This window comes from Streptomyces sp. NPDC002156, from assembly GCF_053593675.1.
The window spans coordinates 1-11,785 of the sequence record NZ_JBSFDA010000241.1 but is presented as its reverse complement, the minus strand read 5'-3'; the positions used below and the strand labels follow the sequence as shown (position 1 = coordinate 11,785).

General features: G+C 71.7%; 13 protein-coding genes. 7 read left to right on the top strand and 6 right to left on the bottom strand.

Features of this window, described 5'->3' with window-relative positions:
- Positions 1 to 57 precede the first annotated feature (57 nt).
- Positions 58 to 1,062 carry an ArsR/SmtB family transcription factor gene (locus ACWCRB_RS46010; RefSeq protein ID WP_451001776.1) on the bottom strand — a complete coding sequence of 335 codons (1,005 nt, stop codon included), beginning with the start codon at positions 1,060 to 1,062 and terminating at the stop codon, positions 58 to 60.
- 223 nt (positions 1,063 to 1,285) lie between these two features.
- Here ACWCRB_RS46010 and ACWCRB_RS46005 point away from each other — a divergent pair, with 223 nt between their 5' ends.
- Both ACWCRB_RS46005 and ACWCRB_RS46000 read left to right on the top strand, forming a co-directional pair.
- Complete coding sequence (locus ACWCRB_RS46005; RefSeq protein WP_451001775.1) at positions 1,286 to 1,669, top strand: peptidoglycan-binding domain-containing protein; 384 nt, start codon at positions 1,286 to 1,288, stop codon at positions 1,667 to 1,669.
- A gap of 604 nt (positions 1,670 to 2,273) precedes the next feature.
- Positions 2,274 to 2,429 (top strand): hypothetical protein, encoded by a 156-nt coding sequence (locus ACWCRB_RS46000; RefSeq protein WP_451001774.1) that lies wholly within the window; start codon positions 2,274 to 2,276, stop codon positions 2,427 to 2,429.
- Between the two features lie 17 nt (positions 2,430 to 2,446).
- Here the strand turns inward: ACWCRB_RS46000 and ACWCRB_RS45995 are convergent, their stop codons facing one another.
- Positions 2,447 to 3,385, bottom strand: coding sequence for an EamA family transporter (locus ACWCRB_RS45995; protein ID WP_451001773.1), 939 nt, complete (start codon positions 3,383 to 3,385; stop codon positions 2,447 to 2,449).
- A 128-nt stretch (positions 3,386 to 3,513) separates the two neighbouring features.
- On the opposite strand from ACWCRB_RS45995, the gene ACWCRB_RS45990 reads away from it, so the two are divergent.
- The gene (locus ACWCRB_RS45990) at positions 3,514 to 4,026 is read left to right on the top strand and encodes a MarR family winged helix-turn-helix transcriptional regulator (RefSeq protein WP_451001772.1); all 513 of its coding nucleotides are present in this window, start codon (positions 3,514 to 3,516) and stop codon (positions 4,024 to 4,026) included.
- A gap of 78 nt (positions 4,027 to 4,104) precedes the next feature.
- Here ACWCRB_RS45990 and ACWCRB_RS45985 read toward each other — a convergent pair whose 3' ends face one another.
- From ACWCRB_RS45985 to ACWCRB_RS45975, 3 genes are all read right to left on the bottom strand, one after another.
- Positions 4,105 to 4,368, bottom strand: coding sequence for a hypothetical protein (locus tag ACWCRB_RS45985; protein WP_369033275.1), 264 nt, complete (start codon positions 4,366 to 4,368; stop codon positions 4,105 to 4,107).
- Positions 4,369 to 4,445: 77 nt separating this feature from the next.
- Positions 4,446 to 6,533, bottom strand: coding sequence for a 4-alpha-glucanotransferase (malQ, locus tag ACWCRB_RS45980; protein ID WP_451001771.1), 2,088 nt, complete (start codon positions 6,531 to 6,533; stop codon positions 4,446 to 4,448).
- The gene (locus ACWCRB_RS45975) at positions 6,534 to 6,782 is read right to left on the bottom strand and encodes a hypothetical protein (RefSeq protein ID WP_405540660.1); all 249 of its coding nucleotides are present in this window, start codon (positions 6,780 to 6,782) and stop codon (positions 6,534 to 6,536) included. It lies immediately after the preceding gene.
- 151 nt (positions 6,783 to 6,933) lie between these two features.
- Between ACWCRB_RS45975 and ACWCRB_RS45970 the strand changes: the two genes are divergently transcribed.
- From ACWCRB_RS45970 to ACWCRB_RS45960, 3 genes are read left to right on the top strand one after another with little or no spacing between them, the layout of a single operon-like run.
- On the top strand, positions 6,934 to 7,467 hold the full coding sequence (locus ACWCRB_RS45970) for a PadR family transcriptional regulator (protein ID WP_451001770.1): 534 nt from the start codon (positions 6,934 to 6,936) through the stop codon (positions 7,465 to 7,467).
- The gene (locus tag ACWCRB_RS45965) at positions 7,464 to 8,201 is read left to right on the top strand and encodes an ABC transporter ATP-binding protein (protein ID WP_451001769.1); all 738 of its coding nucleotides are present in this window, start codon (positions 7,464 to 7,466) and stop codon (positions 8,199 to 8,201) included. Before ACWCRB_RS45970 ends, ACWCRB_RS45965 begins: the two co-directional genes overlap by 4 nt.
- Complete coding sequence (locus ACWCRB_RS45960; protein ID WP_451001768.1) at positions 8,198 to 9,577, top strand: ABC transporter permease; 1,380 nt, start codon at positions 8,198 to 8,200, stop codon at positions 9,575 to 9,577. Before ACWCRB_RS45965 ends, ACWCRB_RS45960 begins: the two co-directional genes overlap by 4 nt.
- Before the next feature lie 134 nt (positions 9,578 to 9,711).
- Here ACWCRB_RS45960 and ACWCRB_RS45955 read toward each other — a convergent pair whose 3' ends face one another.
- Positions 9,712 to 10,248, bottom strand: a complete 537-nt coding sequence (locus ACWCRB_RS45955; RefSeq protein WP_235479080.1) for an HNH endonuclease — start codon at positions 10,246 to 10,248, stop codon at positions 9,712 to 9,714.
- 336 nt (positions 10,249 to 10,584) lie between these two features.
- Between ACWCRB_RS45955 and ACWCRB_RS45950 the strand changes: the two genes are divergently transcribed.
- Positions 10,585 to 11,679 carry a mechanosensitive ion channel family protein gene (locus tag ACWCRB_RS45950; RefSeq protein ID WP_451001767.1) on the top strand — a complete coding sequence of 365 codons (1,095 nt, stop codon included), beginning with the start codon at positions 10,585 to 10,587 and terminating at the stop codon, positions 11,677 to 11,679.
- The last annotated feature ends 106 nt before the right edge of the window (positions 11,680 to 11,785 follow it).

Here is an 11,785-nt window from a genome sequence, read left to right as displayed (position 1 = left end):
GGTGGGTTGTTGTAGGGTGTTGGGCCCCCCGGTCTGCCGGGGCGCCCCAACTCCGTCCTACGCCGGGTCCGGGCGCAGCAGCGCCGCGCCCGTGGGTGTCAGGGTGTGCAGGACGGCCGGGCCGTGGCGGTGGCTGACGAGGAGGCCGGCGTCGCGCAGCACGGTGGTGTGGCGGGTCGCTGACGCCGCCGACACCCCTGCGGCACGGGCGAGTTCACCGGTCGTCGCGCCGACCGCCGTGGCCTGGAGGATGACGGCGCGGGTCGTGCCGAGGAGCGCGGCGAGCGGGGCCCGGGGGTTCTGGGATGCTGTCTCGCCGGTCCCGTCGGTCCCGTCCGTGCGCGAGGCCGCGTGGCGCAGCGGGTAGGCGAGGACCGGCGGAAGACCGGAGTCGGCCAGCGACACCGGGGAACCCCAGCAGAAGTACGAGGGGACGAGCGTCAGGCCGCGCCCCTCCAGATACAGATCGCGGTCCTCGGCGTACTCGACCTCCAGCGTGGGCCGCCGCCAGCGCATGTACGGGCCCAGCCCGGCCAGGAGCCCGTCCATGCCGCCGTCCAGCAGGGCCCGGGCGCGGACGGAGCGGTCGGCGTCGATATGGGCCTGAATGTGATCGTCGTGGGGGCGGATGGCGACGTCGTAATAGGTCCGGACCGTTCGGACGAATTCCTTGCGCGGCTGAATGTCGGCCAATTGCCCGGCCCAGGCGGGAGCCCCGCTCACCTTGTCCAGAATCCCCAGTTCGCGGAGTACGCGCGGCCGGGGGATGTCGAGGATCGCGTCAAGACCCGCATCAAGCCCTTCCGACGCCTCACCTGGCGTGAGGAAATCCGGGAAATAGGTGCCCCTCGGATAAAGAGGAAGCAGCACATTGCGGACAACGGGTGCGAGGCCTTTGTCGTGCAGTGCCTCGCGCGCGCTTCGATGCCAACCGGCGTACGTCCAAAGGCCCTTGCGGTTCTGGAAGCGCAGCAGGCTGAAGAATATTTCCCAGAGCGGATCCGGCCTGGCCGCCACCCGGACGCGTGTGAGATCGGCGTCCGTAAAGTGGATCCGGAGCATTTAATTCCCCTCGCTGACCACGGCTTTTACACCCAGGCGCAAAAGTATGTCGATGCCTCGACGGAGCTGACAAGGTCGTGTCGAAAGCAGTTCCCGGATCGTCCGAAACAGCTCCGTGCGAACCATCGACCGAACAGCCCGATCAGGGGGAAACTCATGGCCGGTCCCGCTTTCCGGACTCGCTGAACTCTCCGAACTCTCCGAACTCTCCGAGGGAGGCACCATGCGCACGTTCGTCCACCGCTCCGCCCTCACCGGCGGCACCGCCGTACTGGCCGTGGGGGCGGCGCTGCTCACCGGCGCGCCCACGGCGCACGCCGCGGCGGCCGAGACCAACTGCAACTACATCGACGACGCGGCCCGGCCCACGGTCAACCCGGGCAGCACGGGCAACGCGGTCAGTCAGGTGCAGTGTCTGATCAACTTCTACAGTGGCTACCCCAACTGGCTGGAAGGGGACGGGAGTTACGGGGCGAGAACGCTGGCGGGCGTCCACTGGGTACAGACCTGCAACGAGACCGTCGGAGGCGCTGACGGCATCGTCGGCCCCAGCACCTGGTCCCGGCTCTACGCCCCGAAGGACGCCTGCGCCATCTCGGCCTTCTAGCAGCAGGCAGTCCAACGGCCCGACAGGGAGAGCTCCATGGCAAGACGCCTGGACCTCCCGGCTCCCGGAACAGGCCGTCCGCAGTTGGCTCCTGGCCGTCCGAGTACTACCGTTCCTGTGGACTGGGTGGGAGTGAGCCCTACCCAGCCGCACGCCCCGAACGGTCTTGGGCGCACTGGTCCCCGGCGTACTCGACCCCGGGGCGGCGACACGCATCCTGTACGTGGTCCGGGCCCGGGAGGCCAGTTCCCTCACGACCCGGCCAAATAGGTACAGCCAGAGGCGACGGAGAGGCCCTGAACCATCACACCGGTGGAGCAGGGGCACCGCACGCTGACGCCGTATCCGACGTCCCAGATCGCACAGCAACGCTAACCCGGACGGCCCAGGACGCCACAAGCGCAGGAGCCGACCATCACACGATCGAGCTAATTCGGCCTCGTACTTACCTCTTGGCGAACAATTACCACCCCGTCCATACGCTCTCGGGGAACATCGGGATAGCCATGCTGGGCACCTTCACCACCACACCCCCTCGTCGGCCGCCCGTACCGCCCTGGTCCAGCTCCTGGCCGACCTCGCCGACCGGCACACGCTCGCCCCGTTGGGCAAGGTGGTCTACGTCAACCCCGTCAGCGGGGTCAGCCGGCCCGCGCCGGTGATCGGCGGCCACCGGCACTGGGCGTCCACCGACTGCCCCGGCACCCTGTACACCGCCATGCCGTCGATCCGCGACGAGGTCGCCGCCCTGCTCGCCTGAACGCCCTGGTCCTCCGATCAGCGGTGCGACAGCGAGACGGGAACCCGGGCCTCCCGCGCCCCGGCGCCGAGCACAGGGGCGGCCCCTGCACCCCGTACCCCCAGCTGTCCCACCACCGTCGCCCCGAACGCCAGCCCCATGCCCGCCAGTTGGAGCGGTGTCAGGGCCTGGCCGAGGGCCGCCCAGCCCACGATCGCGGCGGTCAGCGGGGACAGCGGGCCGAGGAAGGTGACCTGGGTCGCGGTGAGCCGGCCGATGCCACGGAACCAGAGCCAGTACGCCACCGCCGTGTTGGCCAGCGCGAGGTAGAGGTACCCGCCGACCGCCCGGCCGTCCAGCGCGGGCGGGGCGCCCTCGACGAGCAGGGCGAGGGGCGCGATGAGCAGGCCGCCCGCCGTCAGCTGCCAGCCGGTGAGGGCGAGCGGGCCCACGCCGTCCGGGCGGCCCCAGCGCTTCGTCAGAACGGTGCCCGTCGACATCGACGCGGTGGAGGCGAGGGCGGCCAGCACACCCACGGTGTCCAGCGCCCCGGCCGCCTTCAGCACGACCAGGCTGACGCCGAGCGCCGCCGCGATGCCAGTGAGCAGGGTCCGTACGGTCGGCCGCTCGCCCAGGAACACGGTCGCGAGCCCGGCGACGAACAGCGGGCCGACCGACCCGACGACCGCCGCCATACCGCCCGGCAGCCGGTACGCGGACAGGAACAGCAGCGGGAAGAAGGCGCCGATGTTGAGCGCGCCCAGCACCGCCGCCTTCCACCACCAGGCGCCGCGCGGCAGCACCCGGGTCAGCGCGAGCAGGAAGAGCCCGGCGGGCAGGGCGCGCAGCAGACCGGTGAAGAGGGGGCGGTCGGGCGGGAGGAACTCCGTGGTGACGGCGTAGGTGGTGCCCCAGGAGATGGGGGCGAGGGCGGTGAGGAGGATGACGGGGAGGTGGGCGGAGCGGTTCGCGGGCATGGGCGCACCCTTCAAGTAGGTCAGCGCTGATTAGCTTAGCGCTAAGCAACTTGCAGTCAAGCTACTTTCCCGCGAGCAACTTTCTTGCGTGTGACCATTGACGCCCGTTCCTCGGCGATACTCGGCGCATGAGTGCACAGCCGCCGCAGCAGCGCAGGGACCCCGTCGACGCGATCATCGACCAGTGGGCGGTGGTGCGCCCCGATCTGGACACCGCCGCGATGGAGGTCTTCGGCCGTATCTACCGGCTCGCGCGCGCGATGGGCGACCGGACGGAGAAGGCGTACGCGCGGTTCGGGATCGGGCGCGGCGAGTTCGACGTGCTCGCGACCCTGCGCCGGGCCGGTGAGCCGTACACGCTGTCGCCACGTCAGCTGTCGTCGACGCTGATGCTCACCACCGGCGGGATGACCGGCCGCCTCGACAAGCTGGAACGGGCCGGGCTGGTACGCCGCTCCCCCGACCCCCACGACCGGCGCGGCCTCCAGGTCACTCTGACGGAGGAGGGACTGAGCCGCGTCGACGAAGCGGTCGGGGTCGGTGTCGACGCCCAGACGGAGGCCCTGGCCGCCCTGGACGCGGAGAAGGCCGGCCAACTGGCCGACCTGCTGCGGGAGCTGCTGACGGCGACGGAGGGCTGAGAACAGGCCGAGGGCGCCGTTCTCACCCCATGACTGATGGGGTCAGAACGGCGCCCTCGGAACGATCAGAAGGAGATGTCAGGCCTTCGCCTTGGCGGGCTTGGCGGCCTTCGGGGCGCGGTCCGAGGACTTGTCCAGGACCATCACCAGACCCGCGATGACCACGAACAGGCCGATCGGGGCGACGACATAGAGGCCCAGCGTCTCGATGACGCTCAGGCCATGGCCGGGGTCGTCACCGTCGTCGCGGGTGAGCGCGAGCGCGGGAGACGTCATGAGCAGCATCATCAGCGTCGTACCGGCGACCAGTGCACCGGCGCGCAGGGCGTTCTTGTTGTCCACGGTGCAAAAGTAGCGAACGCCCGGCGGGGCCGCGCGCCCGGGGTGCCGTATGAGGGCCCGGGGAGCCACAGGAACACTCACCCGCCCTCCCGCAACACCTCCATCAGCGCCCACAGCCGGGACGACCCCGCCAGTTCCTCCAGCGTCACCGGCCTGCCCTCCGCGTCGGCGATGGGCAGGCGCCAGTTCGGGTACTGGTCCCATGTGCCCGGCAGGTTCTGCGGGCGGCGGTCGCCGACGCCGTCCGGGAGCCAGACGCCGATCATGCGGGCGGGGGTGCGGAGCAGATAGCGGTGGACGGCCTGGATCTCGGCCTCCTCCCCCGCGCCCGAGTGGCCGCCGCTGCACCCCTTCAGCAGGCCGAGGCGGGAGAGCAGGGTGAGCCACTCCCCCGTGTCGGCGGAAGCGGCGGCCCGTTCCTCCTCCACCGGGTTGGTCAACAGGCCCAGCCGGTCGCGGAGTTCGACGTGGTCGCCGGTGAGGCGGGAGGCGGTGGGCGGCAGGTCGTGGGTGGTGACGGTGGCCAGGCAGTCGGCGCGCCAGCGGTCCGGGGACAGGGGGCGCCCGTCGCCGTCCCAGTCCCGTTCGAACCACAGGACGGACGTACCGAGCACCCCGCGTTCGTGCAGGGTCTCCCGGACGCCCGGCTCGACGGTGCCCAGGTCCTCGCCGATCACGATCGCCCCGGCCCGCGAGGCCTCCAGCGCGAGGACGGCGAGCATGGCCTCGGCGTCGTAACGGACGTACGCGCCTTCCGTGGGCGCCTGCCCCTGGGGCACCCACCAGAGCCGGAACAGGCCCATGACGTGGTCGATGCGCAGGGCGCCCGCGTAGCCGAAGAGGGAGCGCAGCAGTCGGCGGTACGGGGTGTAGCCGGACTCTGCCAGGCGGTCGGGTCTCCAGGGCGGCAGGCCCCAGTCCTGGCCGCGCGCGTTGAAGGCGTCCGGGGGCGCGCCGACCGACATGCCGGCCGCGAAGTACTCCTGCTGCGCCCAGGCGTCGGCGCCCCCGGGATGCACCCCGACGGCGAGGTCGTGCACGATCCCGACCGGCATGCCCGCGTCGCGGGCCGACCGCTGGGCGTCGGCGAGCTGGGTGTCGGTGAGCCAGGCGAGGTGGCAGTGGAAGTCGACGCGGTCCATCAACTCGCGCCGGGCGCGGGCGGTTTCGGCGGAGCGGGGGTCCTGGAGACCGGCCGGCCAGCGGGACCAGTCCGAGCCGTGCGTCTCGGCCAGCGCGCACCAGGTGGCGTGGTCCTCCAGCGCCTCACCGGCCCGCGCGAGGAAGTCGGCGTACTCGGCCTGCCGCCCGGGCCCGAGCGGTACGGCGCACACCAGCTCCAGCGCCTCGCGCTTGAGTTCCCACACGGCGTCCCGGTCGATCAGCGCGCCCTTGTCCAGCACCGACTCCCGCAGCCGCCGGGCCCGCTCCAGCAGCGAGCGCACCCGCCCACCGGCCTCTTCGAGGTACGCGAACTCGGGAATGGCCTCGACCCGCAGATGCACGGGATCGGGAAAGCGCCGGGAGGACGGCCGGTACGGGGACGGATCGGTCGGCGCCCCGGGCACGGCCGCGTGCAACGGGTTGACCTGCACGAACCCCGCCCCCAGCGCCCGCCCGGCCCAGGCGCTCAGCTCCCCCAGATCACCGAGGTCACCCATGCCCCAGGAACGCTGGGAGAGAAGCGAGTAGAGCTGCACGAGGATGCCGTACGAGCGTCCGGTGGGCGTGGGCAGCCGGGCCGGGGCGACGACGAGGTGGGCGTGGGCGGTGCGGCCGTCGGGCGCGACGGCGTCCAGCTGATGCACACCGGGCGGAAGCCGTTCGAGCGAGTCACAGACCTCGCCCTGCTCTGTAAGAACACGAAGCCGCGTACCGGACGGCAGCCCGGCCAACGCGGTGGCCGCACCGTCGGCGCCACACACCACGGTCGGCGGCAGCAGCCGCGCCGCCAGCTCCCGCTCCCGCGCGGCGAGAGCGACCCGGACGGCCTCCGCGCTGCCCGCATCGACACCGAGCGCGCCCAGCACGGCGACGAGCGCGGAGTCGGAGGCGGCGACGGTCCGGTCCGGGGAGGGCCGAAAGGAGGTGGAGACTCCGTACAGCTCGGCAAGCCGGGCAAGCGCAAGCCGCTCCCCGCTCTCGGCCGACTCCTGAGCAGTCATCTACAGCCCCGCGAGGTCCGACAGCGCGGGCACCGGACCCTCGTACAGCCCCGTGGGGTCCGCCTCGGCGTCGGCGTGCTCGCTCGTCATCGCCTCCTCGTCGGCGAGCGGGGGCTCGCTGGTGAGCGGCTCGGCGGCGGGCAGCGGCGGCTCACTGGTGAGCGGCGCCTCGGCGGACGCGCTCTCGGCACTGAAGATGTAGGCCGGTACGGCCACGGAGGCCTCCTTGTTGGCGGGTTTCCTTCGCAGGCCTACCCAGTGGGCGGGACGGCAGACGTGTATGAACGGACGAACCACGGCACCGAAGCTCGCATTCCGTGGTTCTTCCGCCGCTCGCACGACGAAGTCCCCCACCTTCCACTATTCACTCAGTACATGTAGCGAGTGCATAATGACCGGCATGAGCACCCGCCACATCCTGCTGGGGCTGCTCGCCGGAGGGCCCAGCCATGGCTACGACCTCAAGCGACGGCACGACGAACGCTTCCCGCAGGCCCGGCCGCTGGCCTACGGGCAGGTCTACACGACCCTGCAGCGCCTGGTGCGCGACGGCCTCGCGGAGGTCGACGGCACCGACGCGGACGGCGGCCCCGAGCGGACGAAGTACCGGGCGACGACGGAGGGTGAACGCGAACTCGCCGACTGGGTACGGCAGATCAGCGCACCCGCGCCGCACGTCGTCAACGAGATCTTCGCCAAGGTCGTCGTCGCGATCCTGGCCGGCGGGGACCCGGCCGCGTATCTGCTGGACCAGCGGGCCGCGCACATGGCGCGGATGCGGGAGCTGACTGCGGTCAAGACCGCGCCCGGCTCGGACCTCTCGACCGTGCTCTCGGCGGACTACGCCCTCAACCACCTCGACGCCGACCTCCGCTGGATGACCACCACGGCGGCCCGGCTCACCACACTGACCGCGGAGGTCGACACGGCATGACCACCACCAACGGGGACATATCCGAGGAGCAGGCCCCACCACCCCTCCTCACGGCGAGCCGCCTGTCCAAGACGCACGGCAGGACGCCCGCGCTGCGCGGCGCCTCGGTCGCGCTGCGGGCGGGCGAGATCCTGGCCGTCACGGGGGCGAGCGGCAGCGGCAAGTCGACGCTACTGCACTGTCTGGCGGGGATCGTCCGGCCGGACACAGGCACCGTCGAGTACGCCGGGGAGCGGCTCGACACGATGCCCGAGCGGCGGCTGAGCGAGCTGCGGCGCACGGAGTTCGGGATCGTCTTCCAGTTCGGCCAGCTGATCCCGGAACTGACCGTCCTCGACAACGTGGCACTGCCGCTGCTGCTCGCCGGGACCTCGCGCGCGGCGGCGCACGAACAGGCGGGCGAATGGCTGGAGCGGTTCGGAGTACTGGGCCAGGAGACGCTGCGCCCGGGCGAGCTGAGCGGCGGCCAGGCCCAGCGCGTCTCGCTGGCCCGCGCCCTGGTCACGGCCCCGAAGGTGATCTTCGCCGACGAGCCGACGGGCGCCCTGGACTCCCTCGCGGGCGAGCAGGTGATGGCAGCGCTCACCCACACGGCCCGCGAGTCAGGCACAGCGGTCCTCCTGATCACGCATGACGCCCAGGTGGCGGCGTACGCGGACCGAGAGCTGCGACTGAGCGACGGGGTGGTCGTCGCAGCCGACGGGGCCGAACCCTCGGCGGAGGTGAGCTCATGACGCCCGGCAAGGCTTTCCGAAGCAGCCCCCTCCGTGCCGATCTGCGGCTCGCCTGGCTGCTCACCCGGGGCTCCGACCGGCGGGAGTGGTGGCGGGTTCTGCTCACGGGGGTCGGGGCGGCGCTCGCGACCGGGTTCGCGCTGGCCGCCGTGGCCGTCGCCTCGGTGCGGGGGTACCGCAGCGTGGGCTTCGGGAACGGGCTGCTGGACCGGCCCGGGGAGCGCTCCGGCATCGTTCTCGCCCTCGTGCTGCTGCTCGTGCCCGTGCTCGGGTTTCTCGGGCAGTGTGCGCGGGTCGGGGCCGTGCACCGGGACCGGCGGCTGGCCGCGCTGCGGCTGGCGGGGGCCGGGGCGGCGCAGGTGCGGCGGATCGCGGCGCTGGAGACGGGGCTCGCCTGTCTGCTCGGCGCAGGCCTCGCCACCGTGTTCTGCGTGCTGTTCCTGCTGCGTGAGTGGCAGCGGCCGCCTGGCGCCTTCTGGGCCGGGGTCGCGCTGGTCGCGGTCGCCGTGCCCGTGCTGGGCTCGCTCGTCGGCGTGCTCGCGCTGCGGCGCGTGGTCGCCTCGCCGCTGGGCCGGGTCCGGCGGGTGCCCCCGCGTGAGGGACGGGGGCCGGGGATGCCGTTCCCTACGGCGGTCCTGGGGCTGCTGCTCGTGGGGGTGCTGCTGGCGCCGGACACGTTCGGCGGGTACGAGACCGCGCCGGTGCTGGTGTTCTCCGTGGTGGTCGTGACCGGGATGGGCGCCCTGTGGCTGACCGGTGCCACCGCCCGGTACACAGGGCGGATCCTTGCCGCCCGTACCGCCGATCCCGCGACGCTGATCGCGGCGGAGCGGCTGCGCGACGACCCGTGGGCCGCCGCCCGGACCCATGCGGCGGTGCTGCTGGTGACCACCGTGGGCACCGGGTTCGTCGGTGTCCGGGAGGTGCTGCTGACCTCGATCAGCGACCGCGGCGAGCACATGCTGGCCGTGGACAAGTCCTTCTACACCACCGGCGTCGACCTGACCGGCGCCGCCGTGCTGGTCGCCCTGGTGATCACGCTGTGCGGGCTCGGGGTGGGCACCGCCGAGTCGGTGGCGACCCGGCGCCGGGGCCTGGCCGCGCAGGCCGCCGCCGGGGTGCCGCGTGCGGTGCTCGGCCGGGCGCTGCTCCTGGAGACGGCCCTGCCGCTGGCACCGGCGCTGCTCCTGGCGGGCACCGGAGGCCTGCTGATCGGCGGCTGGTACGCGGCGATCGCCCAGGACGGCAGCCGCTCGGTGCCGTACACGGCGCTGCTGGTGCCGCCGGCGGTGTACGTGTCGTGCCTGCTCGCGGCGGCCACCTCACTGCCGCTGCTGCGCCGTTCGGCGCGGCCGGCGGAGCTGCGGTACGTGTGAGCGGCCGGGCATGAGAGATCCGGCCCTGGGGAACGGGGGTTCCCTGGGCCGGATCGCATCCGTACCGTACGGAAGATCCGTACAGGCGTGCGGGTACTGGGTACTCACTATTCAGGTATACGAAAGCCCGGATGTCAGGCTGAGATGCCGTCGATCCGGGCCAACGCGTCGTCCGCGCCGTACGGCTGCAGGTATGGCAGCCAGCGCGGGTCCCTATGCCCGGTTCCGATGATGCGCCAGGCGAGACCGGTGGGCGGGGCGGGTTTGTGGCGCAGCCGCCAGCCGATCTCGAAGAGATGGCGGTCCGCCTTGGTGTGGTTGCAGCGGCGGCACGACGCCACCACGTTGTCCCAGCGGTGCTGACCGCCGCGGGAACGCGGGATGACGTGGTCGACGCTGGTCGCGGCGGCGCCGCAGTACATGCACCGGCCGCCGTCTCGGGCGAACAGTGCCCTACGGGTCAGTGGAACGGGCCCCCGATAGGGAACCCGGACGAACCTCTTCAGCCGGACCACGCTGGGTGCGGGGACAGTTACGGTCGCGCTGTGCATAAAGGCGCCCGATTCCTCCAAGGAGACTGCCTTGTTCTCCAGGACGAGGACGAGCGCGCGGCGGAGCGGTACGACGCCGAGTGGCTCGTACGACGCGTTGAGTACCAGGACATGCGGCACGGATGCCTCCTTGGGCGTCGGCGGCGCGTGGCTCGCGCCGGGACGATCTGCAGTCAGTCTCCCCTCTCGCCTGGTGGCAGCGCCACCACGTCCCGGTAACGGGCTGGGAGTGTTTTCGACCACACCTTGTGCACTTCCCCGGGACCACACCCTCTTCTATCCCCAGGTGAGCACGGTCTCTCCCTCGAACATCGCGCCGATCCGCACACGTTGCCCCGTTAGTGTGGTGGTTCTGTCCTTCCGGTGACCTTTCCGTGACCTGAATCACCAGCTGACCGACGAGCTGATCGCCGTAACCATCCGTGCCGGGGGCAGGCCGCTCTGGAGGTACCCGCCGTGTCCTTGTCCGCCGTCCTACTGGCCGCCGGTTCGTCGCCGTCGCCGACTCCCTCGGAGTCACCGACCGCACTGGTCCCGTCACTCCAGGACGCCCAGGAGAGCGCGACCAACGCCGCGAGCTGGGTCGAGCAGAACTGGTCGACCTGGCTGTCGATCGGGCTCAGAGTCCTGCTGATCGTGGTGATCGCGGCGGTCCTGAGGATGACTCTGCGGCGGGCGATCACCAAGCTCATAGACCGCATGAGCCGCACCGCCGAGGCGGTGGACGGCACGGCGCTCGGCGGTCTGCTGGTGAACGTGGAGCGCCGCCGTCAGCGCTCGCAGGCGATCGGCTCGGTGCTGAAGTCGGTGGCGAGCTTCCTGATCATGGGCACGGCCGCCCTGATGGTCCTCGGCACCTTCGAGATCAACCTCGCCCCGCTGCTCGCCTCCGCCGGTGTCGCGGGTGTGGCGATCGGTTTCGGCGCCCGCAACCTGGTGACGGACTTCCTCTCCGGCGTGTTCATGATCCTCGAGGACCAGTACGGCGTCGGCGACACGATCGACGCCGGGGTGGCGTCCGGTGAGGTGATCGAGGTCGGGCTGCGCGTGACGAAGCTCCGCGGCGACCAGGGCGAGATCTGGTACGTCCGCAACGGCGAGGTCAAGCGCATCGGCAACCTCTCCCAGGGCTGGGCCACGGCCGGCGTCGACGTCACCGTCCGCTCGGACGAGGACCTGGACCGGCTGAAGGCGACGCTCGCCGAGGTCGGCGAGCAGATGAGCAAGGAAGAGCCCTGGAACGAGATGCTGTGGGGCCCGATCGAGATCCTGGGCCTGGACAGCGTGCTCCTGGACTCGATGGTCATCCACCTCTCGGCGAAGACGATGCCGGGCAAGTCCCTGACGGTGGAGCGGGAGCTGCGCTGGCGCGTCAAGCGGGCCCTGGACGCGGCGGGCATCCGCATCGTCGGCGGTACGCCGCCGGTGGCGGAGGAGGAGCCGCCCGCGGACCCGACGGCGGGCATGGCGGCCCCCTCGGCGTACTCCAACACGGGCTCCCCGCAGGCCCAGGCGGCCACGCCCCTGGTGAGTCCGCCCGCATCGAAGTAGTACATCGAAGTAGTACGGAGAGAGGCGGCGCCCCGGAATCCAGCCGCCCCGCGACCCGAACCGCCCGCAGAATCGTCGAGGCCCGCTTGTTGTCGACCCCGGCCCG